This is a genomic window from Mesorhizobium sp. B2-1-8 (assembly GCF_006442545.2).
Classification (GTDB): Bacteria; Pseudomonadota; Alphaproteobacteria; order Rhizobiales; family Rhizobiaceae; genus Mesorhizobium.
Map to the genome: position 1 here is coordinate 4,870,282 of NZ_CP083952.1, position 14,370 is coordinate 4,884,651.

The following is a 14,370-nucleotide window of genomic DNA, read 5'->3' on the forward strand; positions in this document are numbered from 1 at the left end:
AGGTCTCAACTTTAGCCTAATCAGTCTTGGACAGTCTTACCAGTCGGCGCGATACCTCCTGTCATCCCCCCACGACAGGAGACCGAAATGCAGTTCCTTGCCCTTCTCACCCGCAACACCGAAAAGTTCACCGACGCCGACTTCACGCCCCTTCTGCCTGGCGAAGCCGAGCAGCGCCGCACCCTCTATGCCGAAGGCGCCGTGCGTCAGATCTGGAACCGCGGCGACATTCCCGGCAGCGGCATGATGTTCGAAGCCGGCAGCGACGCCGATGTGCGCGGCCACCTCGCCACCTTGCCGCTGGTCAAGGCCGGCATGATGGACATTGCCGCGGTCGTGCCGCTCAACCCCTATCCCGGCTTTGGGCCGAAGCGCTGAGACTGACGGCCGCGACAAAAGCGCCTTGCATGTCATCAAGCCACGCGGCACGCTGATGCTGCCGCTTTGCCGAGGCCAGACGAGCCTTCAGGCTGGCGAGCGACAAATCGCAATCGATGAAGGTGCAAATTGCATTCGACTGACTATCTCGGCCGCCTGTTCGGCCTCGAGGGCAAGCATGCCTTCATCACCGGCGCCAGCCGCGGCCTGGGCGTGGCCTTCGCGGAGGCGCTTGCGAGCGCCGGCGCGCGCGTCACGATCGGCGGCCGCAAGGCCGACGATCTGAAAGCGGCCGCAGACAGGCTGCGCGCCGCGGGCCATTCGATTGCGGAAGCGGTGATCGACGTGACCGACACAAGGTCGGTCGACAGCGCGATCGCGGCGGCGGAAACCGGCACCGCACCGATCGACATCCTGGTCAACAATGCCGGCGTCCAGCGACGAGCACCGCTGGAGACCTTCAGTGACGCCGACTGGGACACGCTTATGGCCACCAACCTGGACGGCGTGTTCAAGGTGAGCCGGGCCGTCGTGAAGGGTATGATCGCTCGCCAAAGGGGGGCGATCATCAATGTCTCCTCGGTGCAGAGCGTGCTCGCGCGGCCCTCGATCGCGCCTTACGCGGCGAGCAAGGGCGCCATCACCATGCTGACCAAGTCGATGGCCGGCGAATGGGGCCAGCACGGCGTGCGCGTCAACGCCATCGCGCCGGGCTATTTCAAGACCGAACTCAACTCTGCGCTGGTCGCCGACGAGACATTCTCCGCCTGGCTGACCGGCCGCACGCCGATGCGGCGCTGGGGCGAGGTGCGGGAGCTCGCGGGCGCCGCCGTGTTCCTGGCGTCCGACGCCGCCAGTTTCGTGAGCGGACAGACACTGCTGGTGGATGGCGGGATCACCAGCGTCCTTTAGGAAGGCGTGCCGTCACGAAACAGTCACACTAAATCGGGGATGCCATGCTAGAAATCGCGCTTGGCCGCTCCCGCGACCCCCACTGCATCAGTGACCGGCGAAGCCGCCATGAACATCGCCATCCCCTCCGAAGGCACCGACCTGTCGCCTTACCTGCCCGATGAGCACGGGCTGTTCTTCACCAAACTTTACCACCGAGGGCGCGCGCACCAGGGATGCCGCCGCCGCGCACTGGACATGGCGCAGCTACCAGCTTTCCGACATGCGCGCCCGCCACGAGATCGGCGCCGATCAGGCCTTGCCGGCGCAGGTGCGCGAAGCTTTCCTGAGCGCCAGCCATGGCTGCCATATCGACCTCGAGGATGACTGGCTCTATGGCGATCTGCCGGACCTGCGCCACGACTATTCGGCGGAAGCAGGCGGGCTTGGTCATTTCCGCTTCGCCCTCAACGATACGATGCTGGTCGGCGCCCGCAAGCAACCGCTGCAATCGGTCGACAACATCCGCAAGGCGATCGAGAACGGATCGCGCAAATTCCGCTCTCCGGCCGAACTGATCGAGGCTGTCGTCGGCCAGTCGTTCGACGGAATGGCGGCGGAACTCGCGACACTCAGCGACAGTCTCGACGGCATCGAGGACCGTATCGTCTGCGACGCATGGCACAATGAGCGGCAGGCGCTGGTCGATGCACGCCGGCACCTGGTGGTCATCCATCGGCAGATGGCGACGCTGACCAATCTGTTTCGCCATCTCGACCATTCACACCGCAACGACTTGCCGGATTCGATCAACGACATGGCGGCGCGGCTGTCACACCGCGCCCAGACGCTGCACTATGATGGCGAGCAGTTGCAGGCGCGCACGCGGCTGCTGCAGGACGAGCTGATGGCCAAGCTGACGACGCAGTCGAACCGGCTGCTTTACGTGCTGTCGGTGATGACGGCGGTGCTGTTGCCGATGACCATCATCTCGGGCCTGTTCGGCATGAATGTCGGCGGATTGCCGCTGGTCAACGCCCCTTTGGGCTTCTGGGTGGTCACCGCCGTATCGCTGCTGATCGCGGGCGTGACCTATCTTTTCGTCAGGCGGATCGGACAGATGTAGCCCGGCGCGCCGTCGCCAGCATGGACCAGGAATAGACCGCAAGCGCCGCCCAGATCAAGGCAAAAGCGATGGCCTGCGTGGTGCCGAACGGCTCGTCGAAGATCAGTACGGCAATCAGGAACACCATGGTCGGCGCTATGTACTGCATGATGCCGATGGTCGAGAGGCGCAGCAGCTTGGCGCCGAAGGCGAACAGCAGCAGCGGCACGGCGGTCACCGGCCCGCAGCCGATGAGCAGCGCGGTGTCGCTGCCGTTGCTGGAGACGAAATGATCTTGCCCGGTGGCGATCAGGAAGATGATGTAGCCCAGCGCCGGCACCGACAGCAAAAGCACTTCGAGCAGGAAACCCTGGCTGGGACCGATCGGCAGCGTCTTGCGGAAGAAACCGTAGGCGGCGAAGGAAAATGCCAATGCCAGCGACACCCAGGGCAGCTTGCCGCCCTCGATCGTCAGCACGGCGACGGCGACCGCAGCAAGTGCCACCGCCGCGATCTGCAGCCGGTCGAGCCGCTCGCCGAGCAGCAGCGCGCCGACGACGACGCTGACCAGCGGGTTGATGTAATAGCCCAGCGCGGTCTCGACCGTGCGATCGACGGCGATCGCCCAGACATAGATGCCCCAGTTGACCGAGATCAGCGCCGCCGTCAGCGCCGCCATGGCGATGGTGCGGGGCGAACGGATTGCCGCCTTGAAGTCCGCCGTGCGGCCGGCCCAGATCAGGACCGCCGCGGCAATCGGCACCGACCAGACGATGCGATGTGCGATGACCTCGGCGAGCGGCAGATGCGCCACCGCCTTCATGTAGAAGGGCAGCAACCCCCACAAGAGATAGGCACCCAGCGCCAGCAGGAAGCCGCGGCGGGCTTTGGAATCTGCATCGGAGATAATTGCTTCAGCGGCCATGGCCCAACGCTATGGCCCAGTAACCTTGGCAAGACCATCGCAAAGTTCTGATGGATCAATGGACTTTCGCTGATGGTTCAAGCTTACTCCGCCGCCACCAGCCCCGCCATCTCGCGATTCTTCATCAGCTTGTAGATGATCGAATCCATCAGCGCCTGAAACGAGGCGTCGATGATGTTTTCGGAGACGCCGACCGTCCACCAGCGGGCGCCGGTACCGTCATGCGATTCGATGAGAACGCGGGTGATCGCCTCGGTACCGCCATTGAGGATCCGCACCTTGAAGTCGGCGAGTTCGAGATCGGAGATCTCGTTCTGGTATCTGCCGAGATCCTTGCGCAGCGCGATGTCGAGCGCGTTGACGGGGCCATGGCCCTCGGCCACCGACATCTTCTCCTCGCCCTCGACCAGCACCTTGACCACCGCTTCCGACACCGTCTTCAACTGGCCATTGGCATCGAAGCGGCGCTCGATCATGCAGCGGAACGAGGTGACGTGGAAGAACTCGGGCAAGCCATGCAACATCTTGCGCGCCAGGAGTTCGAAGGAGGCGTCGGCGCCCTCATAGGCATAGCCCGACGCCTCGCGCTCCTTGACCACGGATATCAGGGCATCGAGCCGGTGGTCGTCTTTCGGCACATCGATGCCGCGCCGCTTCAACTCGGCGAGGAAATTGGCCTTGCCGCCCTGGTCGGAGACCATGACGCGGCGGCGATTGCCGACCGATTCCGGCGGCACGTGCTCATAGGTCGCCGGCTCCTTGGCCAGCGCCGAAGCATGGATGCCGGCCTTGGTGGCAAAGGCGGAAGAACCGACATAGGGCGCCTGCGCTTCCGGGGCGCGGTTCAGCAATTCGTCGAAGGCGCGGGACAGCCTGGAGATGCCGGTTAGCACTTCGGCTGAAATTCCAGTCTCGAAGCGGTCGGCGAAAGCCGGCTTCAGCGCCAGTGTCGGCACGATCGAGATCAGATTGGCGTTGCCGCAACGTTCGCCGATGCCGTTCAGCGTGCCCTGGATCTGGCGTACGCCAGCCTCGACGGCGGCAAGGGAATTGGCCACCGCCTGGCCGGTGTCATCATGGGCGTGGATGCCGAGATGCCCGCCCGGAATGCCCGCGGCGATGACCTTTTCAACAACTGCCCGCACTTCCGAGGGCTGCGTGCCGCCATTCGTGTCGCAAAGCACAACCCAGCGCGCGCCCGCATCATAGGCGGTCTTGGCGCAGGCCACCGCATAGTCCGGGTTGGCCTTGAAGCCGTCGAAGAAATGCTCGCAGTCGACCATTGCTTCCTTGCCCGAAGCGACGGATGCCTCGACGGAAGCCTTTATAGACTCGAGGTTCTCCTCGTTGGTGCAGCCGAGCGCCACACGGACATGATAGTCCCAGCTCTTGGCGACAAAGCAGATGGCGTCCGACTTCGACTGGACGAGTGCCGCCAGCCCCGGATCGTTGGAGGCAGAAACCCCAGCCCGCTTGGTCATGCCGAAGGCGACGAATTTCGCGCGTGCCGTGCGTTTCTGCTGGAAGAAGGCGGTATCGGTCGGATTGGCGCCGGGATAACCGCCTTCGACATAGTCGAAGCCGAACTCGTCGAGCAGTTTGGCAATCGCGATCTTGTCCTCGACCGAAAAGTCGATGCCCGGCGTCTGCTGGCCATCGCGGAGCGTGGTGTCGAAGAGGAACAGGCGCTCACGGGTCATCGTCATTTTCCCGCAAACTTGTCCGTAGCCCGGATCAGTTGGTCGAGGATGCCGGGCTCGGAATAGGCGTGGCCAGCGCCTTCGATCAGATGAAAGTCCGCCTTCGGCCACGCCTTGTGCAGCGCCCAGGCGTAGCGCGCCGGGCACGGCATGTCGTAACGGCCGTGGACGATGGTGCCGGGGATGTCCTTGAGCTTCCCCGCATCGCGCAGCAACTGGCCCTCCTCCAGCCAGCCGGCATGGACGAAATAGTGGTTTTCGATGCGGGCGAAGGCGACGGCGTAGTCGTCCTCGCCAAACGGACCGCTGGTTTCAGGCTCCGGCAGCAGGGTGATCGTCTCGCCTTCCCAGAGGCTCCAGGCGCGAGCGGCCTCGATCCGCGCCTTGCGGTCGGACCCGACCAGCCGCTTGCGGTAGGCGGCCATCATGTCGCCGCGCTCGGCCTGCGGGATCGGCGCCAGGAAGCGCTCCCATTTGTCGGGGAACATCTCCGAGACGCCGAACTGATAGTACCATTCGAGCTCGGCGCGGGTCAGCGTGTAGATGCCGCGCACCACCAGTTCGCTGACGCGATCAGGATGTGTCTCGGCATAAGCGAGCGCCAGTGTCGAGCCCCAGGAGCCGCCGAACACCAGCCATTTATCGAAGCCGGCCATTTCGCGCAGGCGTTCGATGTCGGCGACGAGATGCCAAGTCGTGTTGGCCTCCAGCGAGGCGTTCGGCGTCGACTTTCCGCAGCCGCGCTGATCGAACAGGATGACATCGTAAAGCTTGGGATCGAACAGCCGCCGGTGTTTTGGCGAGATGGTGCCGCCCGGCCCGCCATGCAGGAACACGGCCGGCTTGGCGCCCTTGGTGCCGGACCGCTCCCAATAGACCCTATGGCCGTCACCGACATCAAGCATGCCCGAGTCGAACGGTTCGATTTCCGGATAGAGGGTGCGCAAGCTCATAGTTTCAGGCCCTGTTGCGGCCAGTTGGCCGTTTCGTGATCGGGATGCTGGAAGGAGATGATCTGCTCCTGCCGCGCGTAATAGTCGGGATCCTGGTGGACGGGCTGGTCGAAGATCGTCTCCACCCAAGGTAGCCGTGCCGCATAGTTGACCTGGATCCGCGGCGCCAGATCGGAGCGGTCGTCGAAGGCGCCGATGGCGATCTCGAGCCCGCCGGGCTGGCGGTAGGTCAGCGGCGTGCCGCACCGGGCGCAGAAGCCGCGATCGATGTTGACCGACGACTGGAAATAGCTCGGCTCCTCATGGGTCCATTCGACACCATCCTTGGGCACCGTCACCAGCGCGCCGAAGAAGGAGCCGAACTGTTTCTGGCACATGCGGCAATGGCAGATGGACGGGCGTCCCAGCGCCCCCTTTATGCGGAAGCGCACGGCGCCGCATTGGCAGCCGCCGGTTCGGACGGTCTCGGTCATGGTCTTTCCTCCGGCGGCCATTGGTCGGTGTCGTGGTCAGGGTGCTGATAGGAGACGAGTTCGGCGAGATAGGGGGCCGAGCCCATATCCGCCATCGTGTCCTCGCCCGGCAATCGTGGAATGGAATCCACATAGGGCAGTTTTGCTTCCGTGCCCCATTGGATGGTCGGCGCGATACCAGCCGGATCGTCGAAGGCGGCGATCGCCAGCGACATGCCGTCCGGCGCCTCGAAGGTCAGCGGCGTGCCGCAGTCGGCGCAGAAGCCGCGCCAGGCGGCATTGGAGGACCGGAACCGCTTGGGCTCGCCGCGCGTCCAGTCGAGCTTGGCGCCGCGCACCGAGACCAGCGGCAGGTAGAAATTGCCGCTCGCCTTCTGGCACATGCGGCAGTGGCAGACCGAGGCGTCGCCAAGCGCGCCTTCGACGCGGAAGCGCACAGCGCCGCATTGGCAGCCGCCGGTGTAGACCGGCCGGTTGTCGAGGCTCATCGGTTTTCACTCCGGATCATGGCAGACCGCCTCGACATTGTTGCCATCGGGATCGAAGACGAAGGCGCCGTAGTAGTTAGGGTGATAGTGCGGACGCAGGCCCGGCCCACCATTGTCCATGCCGCCGGCTGCAAGGGCGGCGGCATGGAAGGCGTCGACCTCGGCGCGGCTGCGCGCGGTGAAGGCGACGTGCTGGTGATCCCGGGGCTTTTCCCTGGCCGCGCTCAGCCAGAACACCGGCCGGTCGCGGCCATAGCCACCGACCTTGGCGCCACCGGTATATTCCTGCGGGACCATGTAAAGCAGCGAGGCGCCCAGCGGCGCCATCGCCTTGTCGTAGAAGGCCTTGGACGCATCGAAATCGGAAACGGCGATGCCAAGATGGTCGATCATGGAACGAGCTCCTCCGTTGCTGGTTCGCCCGGCGACATTTCGGCATTGGTCAGGCCGGCCGAGATGACGATGTGCTGGCAGACATTGTCGATATCGCGAATGATGTCGTCGTTCCAGAAGCGCAGGATGGTCCAGCCCAGCGCTTTAAGCTTCGCGGTACGCGCCGCATCCATTTCCGAGGCTTTGGCCGTTGCGTGTTGGGAGCCGTCAATCTCGACGATCAGTTTTTTGGTCGGGCAAGCAAAGTCGACGATGTAGCCACCGATCGGCATCTGGCGCCTGAAAGCCAAGCCCATAAGGCGATGCGCTCTAATCTCATTCCAAAGTTTGAGTTCGGCATCGGTCATTGCCTTGCGCATCTTGCGCGCCTTGCCGCGATTGATGGCGGACACTGGATAATGCGTCACGGCAGTTCGCCCCCCTCTGCCCTGCCGGGCATCTCCCCCTCAAGGGGGGAGATCGGCAGCTTCACCGATAGCGCCGAACCTTCAACGTCGACGATTGGCGAAAGCTGAAGCGGCATCCAATCTCCCCCCTTGAGGGGGAGATGTCCGGCAGGACAGAGGGGGGCGCCTCGCGAAGACCTCTCCATTCCCGCCATCATCCTCACCGCTTGATCTCCCATGTCGTTACGCGCTCGCCGGTGACCGGGTCCTTGCCGTCCTTCAACTGTACACCTTGCGCCAGAAGTTCATCCCGGATGCGGTCGGCCTCGGCCCAATTCTTGGCGGCGATGAACTGTAAGCGCCTGGCGATGGCTGCAGCAATCGCGGCCTCGTCGACCTTGGCCGCGCCCACGTCGAAACCGAGGAATGCGAGCGAGGTTTTCAAGGAAGCCGCAGCGCCATTCTCGCCAGCGCCGCTGCCATCAAAGTCGGTCGCCTCGCCGGCAAGCTGGGTGAGCTGCTGGAAGGCCGCGTAGGTCGCGAGATCATCCGACAGCGCCTCCACGACCTCCACCGGCAACTGACTTCCCGCCGCCGGCGCAAGGTCCGCCGCGCGTTTCCATTTGCGCAGCGTGTTTTCCGCCTCCTCCAGCTTGCGCACGGAAAAGTCGATCGGCTCGCGGTAATGCGTCATCAGCATCGCCAGCCGCAGCACATCGCCGGGCCATTTGCGACCACCAAAAGTGTCGGTCTCCAGCAATTCGTGGATCGAGTAGAAATTGCCGAGGCTCTTCGACATCTTCTGGCCCTCGACCTGCAGGAAGCCGTTGTGCATCCACACATTGGCCATGACCGACGTGCCGTGGGCGCAGCGCGACTGGGCGATCTCGTTCTCATGGTGCGGGAAGATCAGGTCGAGGCCGCCGCCATGGATGTCGAAGACCTCGCCGAGATAGGCGGCCGACATGGCCGAGCATTCGATATGCCAGCCGGGCCGGCCCCTGCCCCATGGACTTTGCCAGCCGGGCTCCTCGGGCGACGACAGTTTCCACAGCACGAAATCGCCGGGATTCTTCTTGTGCGCGTCGACGGCGATGCGGGCACCGGCCTGCTGCTCGTCGAGATTGCGTTTCGACAATTGCCCATAGTCCGGCATCGACGCCGTATCGAACAGAACTTCGCCTGCCGCGACATAGGCATGGCCGCGTCCGATCAGGCTTTGAATCAAGGTGATCATGTCGGCCTTGCCGTCGGCGCGTGGCTCGACGAATTCGGTCGCGCGCGGCTCGACCGTCGGCTCCAGGCAGCCAAGCGTGGCGACATCCCTGTGGAACTGATCGGCCGTTTTTTCGGTAACCCGCCGGATCGCTTCGTTGAGCGACAGTGTGCCGGCTGATATCTCGCCGCCGAAATCACGCAGCGCGCGCGCGTTGATCTTGTCGTCGACATCGGTGATGTTGCGCACATAGGTGACGTGCGTCTCGCCATAGAGATGGCGCAGCAGACGGAACAGCACGTCGAAGACGATCACCGGCCTGGCGTTGCCGATATGGGCGAAGTCGTAGACGGTGGGGCCGCAGACATACATGCGCACATTTCTCGGATCGATCGGCACGAAGTCCTCTTTCGTGCGCGTCAGCGTGTTGTAGAGGCGCAGGCCCTGTGATGCGTCAGACATTCCATGCTTCCCGTTCAGAACTTCTTGTCTGGATGGAGCTGGTCCAGCGCTGAGGCGCAAATCAGGCTCCAGCCTGCTGGCCGGGGCGTTTGTCCAATCTGGGGAAGATGAGGCGAAAACGTCCGGACCAGCGCGAGGCTAGCCAATAATGCAAATGCCACAAATGGCGAAAGACGTTTTCATGCGCGGCTTTATCGCCTTGACCAGTGTTGCCGTCAAGTCGCTGATCCCGGGAAAAACATCGCGAGTGCCGGCAAACGTATCGCCCGATCACACGGAATCAGCCAATGAAACATTTTATTAAACATGTCGGCACAGTCATGAAACATTCGCCGGCTAGATCACCAAGCGTCACGATTTGGTCTGATTCAGCAACCAGATCGCATACACGAAAACGTTATCTGGGAAGAGAAACATGCCTCGAAGCAAGCAGGAAGCCAACCGCGCCAAGCAACCGGCGCTGGCCAACCACTATCGTGCCATCGGACCGGCAGCCATTGTCGCCGCCCTTCTTCACACAGCGAAGAAGAAGAAGCCGGCGCAGAAGATCGTATCGCCCCGCGCCGCCTGAAGCGGCGCTCCAGCCGACGCAATCGCCGGCACTGAGGGCGCGAACAGGCGCCCTGGACATGAAGACCTAGACGGGCTTCGCTAGAACAGCGTCAGCTGACTATTGTCCGCGCTGGGCTTCTGGCGCCTGACTTTCTCGGGTTCCGGCCCGATCTCGCCCCTCTCCTGAATCTCGGGTCCGGTGTTGGCGACTTTGTTGACGAGGTCGGAGACAGGAATGGCCTCGAAGAAATCGGGCTGCGCCGGTCGCAGCAGATCAGCGACATCGCGCGGTTCGCGCGTGCGGCAATCCAGCCAGCTGGCAAAGTCGGGGATATCGATCACCACCGGCATCCGGTCATGGATATGGGCGATATCGGCGTTGGCGTTGACGGTCAGGATGGCGCCGGTATCCATCTCCGATCCGCCCGGCTCGGCATAGGTTTCGATCAGGCCGGCAAAGGCGACCAGCCCGCCATGCCGCGGCCGTATCCAATAGGGCTGCCCCTTCTTGCCTCCGGTCTGCCGCCACTCGTAAAAGCCGGATGCCGGCACCAGCGCGCGGCGGTGGCGCATGGCGGCCTTGAACGAGGCCTTTTCGATCGCACCTTCCGAGCGCGCGTTGAACAGTAGCGGAAACTCCCTGGTGTCCTTGACCCAGGCGGGAAGTAGGCCCCAGCGCACCAGCATCGGCTGCCGGTCCGGCAGGTTGGAGCCGGGCGCGCGGGGGGCGCCGGCGATCGCCATCAACACAGGCTGCGTCGGCGCGATATTGTAACGCGCCGGAAATTCCTCCAACTCGGCAAGGCCCAGAAAGGCAGCGGTCTGGCCCGGCGTGGCGGTCAAGGCAAAGCGTCCGCACATGATGGAGCCTTTCGAATGGTTCGGCTTTGAAAGTGGCTATGGAATGGGGGGCGCGCAACCGGTAATGCTTCCTTCTACCGGGCGATCCACAACAGACCGGTCCTCGAATGAGCCTGATCATGAACGAAGCGCGCAAGACACTCCCCGCCGTCTCGGTCGCCGTCGTGCGGGGGGACAGCGTGCTCCTCGTGAAACGGGCAAAGCCGCCTTCGCAAGGGCTCTACGCCCTTCCCGGCGGCAAGGTCGAAGGCGACGAGACACTGGAGGACGCGGCACGGCGTGAACTGATGGAAGAGACCGGCTTGCGCGCTACCGGGTTTCGCCCGCTTCGGGAAATCCACATCGACGGCAGGGACGACAGCCACCCTGTCGATTATCTCCTCACGGTCTTCGGCGCCGCCTATGCCGGTGGCGAGGCCGTGGCCAGCGACGACGCCGAGACAGCGGCCTTCTATACACTCAAAGAGATGACCCTGTTGCCGCTTGCCGGCTCGGTGTTGGCGGTCGCCGAGGAACTCCTCGGTCACATTCAAACACGCTGACGCCGCACTCAAAAATCGCCTTGCAGGCGACAAATTGTTTCGCCACAAGGCTCATGTTGTCTCGCCAGCCACGACTTGGGCCGTTCGGCAGGCCAAAACGGCTTTGGGCTTATGAACCGTCCGTCGATACTCCTCGCCATTTGCCTTGCCGTCAGCGCGGCCGTCCCGGTACGGCCCGCGTTCAGTGCCGAGTCGCCGTTCGAGCCGGGGCTGATGCGGTTGGCGGAGGTTCTGGGATCGCTGCATTTCCTGCGCAATTTGTGCGGGGAGAAGGGCGACCGGTGGCGGGGCGAGATGGAAAAACTGCTCGATTCGGAAAATCCCGATCCAGAACGCCGCGCCCGCTTCATCGCCAGCTTCAATCGCGGCTACCGCTCCTTCGGCGGCACCTACAGCCGGTGTACCGCTTCGGCCACCGAAGCCATCAGCCGTTATATGAAGGAAGGTGAGACGCTGTCGCGCGACATCGCTTCGCGCTATGGCAACTGAGCATCCATCAAGAGATATAGGCCAGTAGCCAGGGGATCATCCATATATCCGGCTTGTGCCTGTCTATATCTTGGTGCAATCCTGATGTTGCACTTCTGCAACAGCATTAATCAAACGTTACCACGCGGATGCAGAATTAACTCAAACTGAAGGTTTTCGCCCCGCAGGCCGGCCTAATCGGCTAAGTTTGATCCGGGTTGAAACGCAGCTTCGCCGAACACAGTTGGCCCCTGTAAAAGACGATCAAAAAAATGTCGTATTTACAGATACTTACTTGAAGTTGCCTATGAATGGAACAGATCAAGCCTGATCCACACTGATGGGTTGCCGCTTGAAAGGGTGGACATCGCTTATGGAACATGCTGCCAACGATATCGACGCGCTGGTCAGGGAAGAGAAGCGCCTGACGGCGGTTGAGAGCCACAGCGAAGCCTGGGCGGAAGGCCTTTCGGCCGGCATCGAGCCCGAGATCATTGCCGAGGCGGCGCTCGAAACGGCATTCGGCGAAATGCTGCGCGCCAATGGCGAGACCTCGGCCCTTGCCCTGCTGGACCGTATGCGTGAAAAGGTGATTGGTGGCGCCTTCGAACCCGATCGGCTGCGGCACTGAACCAATATCAGGTTCTTTGACGATTGGATGCCGACCGGGCACCATGCCCGGAGCAGGGAGATACGGGCAGTGAATTTTCCGATGTCGGGCAGGTCGAAGGGCCTCGTCCTCTACATCCGCCTCGCCGCTTGCTGCGGTGCGATTGCCTTGGTGACGTGCCTGGCCAGCAGCCCTGCCCATGCGCTGAGCGAGATCAAAAATGAAGAACTCCCCTCCCCGGTCACGCCGGCAACGGATGGCGATAGTTCGACGCCCGGAAGCACGGTTCCCATGCCTGCCCCGGTGGGAACGGCGCCTTCGAGCAGCCAGCCGGCCGCCCCGGACGCCGCGGAGCCGGACAGCCCATCGGATGGCGGCAGCAACAGGCCGCGTGTCGATCCCGAGGCGCCCCTGCCGGAAGTCGTCTACGACCTCGGCAAGCTACCCGAGCCCGTGCGGCGCATGCATGACCTGATCATCGAAGGCTGCAAGAGCGGCGACATCGAGAAGCTCAGGCCCTTGATCGGCAAGGGCGACAGCATGACCCAGTTGTCGTTGGCCGACATCGATGGCGACGCCATCGCCTTTCTCAAGGGGCTGTCGGGCGACCCTGACGGCCAGGAGATCCTGGCCATTCTGGAGGAGGTGCTCAGCGCCGGCTACGTCCATGTCGATGCGGGCACGCCACAGGAACTCTATGTCTGGCCGTATTTCTTCGCGCTGCCGCTCGACAAGCTCGACGCCAAGCAGCGGGTCGAGCTGTTCAAGATCGTCACCGCCGGCGATTTCGATGACATGAAGCAGTTCGGCGCCTACATCTTCTACCGCGTCGGCATCACGCCCGCCGGGCAATGGACCTTCTTCGTCGCCGGCGATTGAAGGTGCAGCCTGCTTGCGGCAGGATGCGAGCAGCATCGTAGACAATGTTGCTATTTGAGCGGGCTGGCGGATTCTGCACCGATGCCAGCATCCGGCCAAATGCGAATGCTCTCGTTTCGAAGAACCGAAATGGCACCGCTAGCCTTGTCAGCCTCCATCTGCAGTATCTCGGCTGCGTAACTCAGCTCTACCGTATCCCGAAGCTTGTTGACCACCCACGCAACCTTGTGCCGGACATCCTGTCCATATGCACCCTGGGCCTTCGCTACGGCGTCGCTCGGGATCTCCTGATAGGCGCTGACCAACATTCCAAGGTCAATAGCATCGCGATAGCCGACAGCACGGTCTTGGCATCGGTCGGCATTCGCCAATAACTTCTCGGCGAACATGTCCGAGGGGATCAAAGAAGGAACGTTTAGATCGTCATCGAAACGACCTTGCAATGGGATGCGGGCTTCACGAACGATTTCAAACTTGATCAATTGTCCCTTCAACCGCACCACGGTCCTCAGGCCATACTGATCAATCCGAAAATCTCGAGCAGCTTCGACTGGTTCGGGAAAGAATGCCCTTACCCCGCGTTCGACCGCCGACGTTCGCAATTGGCGATAGCCGTCGGCATCCGCGCACAGAAAATCGACATCCAACGACCGCCGATACTCGCCCAATTTCAACACAATCGCCGTCCCGCCACCGAACCAGCATTGGGTTGCCGTCAGGAAGTCACGGTCCATAAGCGCGAGGGCTTCCGAGATAATCATGTGCTCGGGCTTCCTGAATTTCTTCATGACTTTCGCTCACCGTGTCCGGTTGATGTTGCAGATGCGACACGAAGATAGGAAGAGATTTAGCCGGTGGTCAGAAGGATGCCGTGACCGAATTCGCTGGCAAGATTCTGGATAAGCAGCTTTTCGCGCGCCGTAAGCCGTGTTTGATCGACAAAGCGCCAATTGCGCTCGTACAACGCAAATGCTTCGTTGGCGGGGATCAGTCGTGCGACATCGCGATTCCACAAGAGCGCTTGCAGCTCTGGAAACTCGGCGGGGTCAATCATAGGCTCGAGTTGTGCCTTCATGGTGCTCTGAACA

18 protein-coding genes and 1 pseudogene are annotated in these 14,370 nt (G+C 62.6%); 8 read left to right on the forward strand and 11 right to left on the reverse strand.

Going from position 1 to position 14,370, the window contains the following annotated elements; genetic code table 11:
- The first annotated feature begins 87 nt into the window (after window positions 1-87).
- From FJ970_RS24005 to FJ970_RS24015, 3 genes and pseudogenes are all read left to right on the forward strand, one after another.
- A complete protein-coding gene (locus FJ970_RS24005) occupies window positions 88-378 on the forward strand; it encodes a muconolactone Delta-isomerase family protein (protein WP_140759319.1) in 291 nt (96 codons plus the stop codon).
- Window positions 379-507: 129 nt separating this feature from the next.
- On the forward strand, window positions 508-1,290 hold the full coding sequence (locus FJ970_RS24010) for a glucose 1-dehydrogenase (RefSeq protein WP_140759317.1): 783 nt from the start codon (window positions 508-510) through the stop codon (window positions 1,288-1,290).
- A gap of 108 nt (window positions 1,291-1,398) precedes the next feature.
- Window positions 1,399-2,395, forward strand: a pseudogene (locus FJ970_RS24015) (transporter).
- Here the strand turns inward: FJ970_RS24015 and rarD are convergent.
- From rarD to cysS, 8 genes are all read right to left on the reverse strand, one after another.
- Window positions 2,373-3,299: an EamA family transporter RarD gene (gene rarD / locus FJ970_RS24020; RefSeq protein WP_140759315.1), complete on the reverse strand. Its 927-nt coding sequence runs from the start codon at window positions 3,297-3,299 to the stop codon at window positions 2,373-2,375. The pseudogene FJ970_RS24015 and the gene rarD overlap by 23 nt on opposite strands.
- A gap of 83 nt (window positions 3,300-3,382) precedes the next feature.
- Window positions 3,383-5,005: a citramalate synthase gene (cimA, locus tag FJ970_RS24025; protein ID WP_181178636.1), complete on the reverse strand. Its 1,623-nt coding sequence runs from the start codon at window positions 5,003-5,005 to the stop codon at window positions 3,383-3,385.
- A complete protein-coding gene (gene pip / locus FJ970_RS24030) occupies window positions 5,002-5,952 on the reverse strand; it encodes a prolyl aminopeptidase (RefSeq protein WP_140759311.1) in 951 nt (316 codons plus the stop codon). The genes cimA and pip overlap by 4 nt, the downstream gene beginning before the upstream one ends.
- A complete protein-coding gene (locus FJ970_RS24035) occupies window positions 5,949-6,425 on the reverse strand; it encodes a GFA family protein (protein ID WP_140759309.1) in 477 nt (158 codons plus the stop codon). The genes pip and FJ970_RS24035 overlap by 4 nt, the downstream gene beginning before the upstream one ends.
- Complete coding sequence (locus FJ970_RS24040; protein WP_140759306.1) at window positions 6,422-6,913, reverse strand: GFA family protein; 492 nt, start codon at window positions 6,911-6,913, stop codon at window positions 6,422-6,424. The genes FJ970_RS24035 and FJ970_RS24040 overlap by 4 nt, the downstream gene beginning before the upstream one ends.
- 6 nt (window positions 6,914-6,919) lie before the next feature.
- The gene (locus tag FJ970_RS24045) at window positions 6,920-7,306 is read right to left on the reverse strand and encodes a VOC family protein (protein ID WP_140759304.1); all 387 of its coding nucleotides are present in this window, start codon (window positions 7,304-7,306) and stop codon (window positions 6,920-6,922) included.
- Entirely contained in the window at window positions 7,303-7,653 is a 351-nt protein-coding gene (locus FJ970_RS24050) for an endonuclease domain-containing protein (protein ID WP_265336193.1), read from the reverse strand. The genes FJ970_RS24045 and FJ970_RS24050 overlap by 4 nt, the downstream gene beginning before the upstream one ends.
- 259 nt (window positions 7,654-7,912) lie before the next feature.
- Complete coding sequence (cysS, locus tag FJ970_RS24055) at window positions 7,913-9,370, reverse strand: cysteine--tRNA ligase (protein WP_140759302.1); 1,458 nt, start codon at window positions 9,368-9,370, stop codon at window positions 7,913-7,915.
- Window positions 9,371-9,785: 415 nt separating this feature from the next.
- Between cysS and FJ970_RS24060 the strand changes: the two genes are divergently transcribed.
- Entirely contained in the window at window positions 9,786-9,941 is a 156-nt protein-coding gene (locus FJ970_RS24060) for a hypothetical protein (protein ID WP_015318552.1), read from the forward strand.
- A gap of 80 nt (window positions 9,942-10,021) precedes the next feature.
- Here FJ970_RS24060 and FJ970_RS24065 read toward each other — a convergent pair whose 3' ends face one another.
- The gene (locus tag FJ970_RS24065; RefSeq protein ID WP_140759300.1) at window positions 10,022-10,783 is read right to left on the reverse strand and encodes an SOS response-associated peptidase; all 762 of its coding nucleotides are present in this window, start codon (window positions 10,781-10,783) and stop codon (window positions 10,022-10,024) included.
- 119 nt (window positions 10,784-10,902) lie between these two features.
- On the opposite strand from FJ970_RS24065, the gene FJ970_RS24070 reads away from it, so the two are divergent.
- The 4 genes from FJ970_RS24070 to FJ970_RS24085 all read left to right on the forward strand — a co-directional run bounded on the left by FJ970_RS24070 (window position 10,903) and on the right by FJ970_RS24085 (window position 13,282).
- On the forward strand, window positions 10,903-11,325 hold the full coding sequence (locus tag FJ970_RS24070) for an NUDIX hydrolase (RefSeq protein WP_140759299.1): 423 nt from the start codon (window positions 10,903-10,905) through the stop codon (window positions 11,323-11,325).
- A 111-nt stretch (window positions 11,326-11,436) separates the two neighbouring features.
- On the forward strand, window positions 11,437-11,814 hold the full coding sequence (locus tag FJ970_RS24075) for a TIGR02301 family protein (RefSeq protein ID WP_140759298.1): 378 nt from the start codon (window positions 11,437-11,439) through the stop codon (window positions 11,812-11,814).
- A gap of 352 nt (window positions 11,815-12,166) precedes the next feature.
- Complete coding sequence (locus tag FJ970_RS24080; protein ID WP_140759296.1) at window positions 12,167-12,424, forward strand: hypothetical protein; 258 nt, start codon at window positions 12,167-12,169, stop codon at window positions 12,422-12,424.
- Window positions 12,425-12,493: 69 nt separating this feature from the next.
- Window positions 12,494-13,282, forward strand: coding sequence for a hypothetical protein (locus FJ970_RS24085; protein WP_181178634.1), 789 nt, complete (start codon window positions 12,494-12,496; stop codon window positions 13,280-13,282).
- Between the two features lie 50 nt (window positions 13,283-13,332).
- On the opposite strand, the gene FJ970_RS24090 is transcribed toward FJ970_RS24085, so the two are convergent.
- Together FJ970_RS24090 and FJ970_RS24095 are read right to left on the reverse strand one after the other, a co-directional pair.
- Window positions 13,333-14,070, reverse strand: a complete 738-nt coding sequence (locus FJ970_RS24090) for a nucleotidyl transferase AbiEii/AbiGii toxin family protein (RefSeq protein WP_140759294.1) — start codon at window positions 14,068-14,070, stop codon at window positions 13,333-13,335.
- A gap of 59 nt (window positions 14,071-14,129) precedes the next feature.
- The gene (locus FJ970_RS24095; RefSeq protein WP_140759292.1) at window positions 14,130-14,357 is read right to left on the reverse strand and encodes a hypothetical protein; all 228 of its coding nucleotides are present in this window, start codon (window positions 14,355-14,357) and stop codon (window positions 14,130-14,132) included.
- Between the last annotated feature and the right edge of the window lie 13 nt (window positions 14,358-14,370).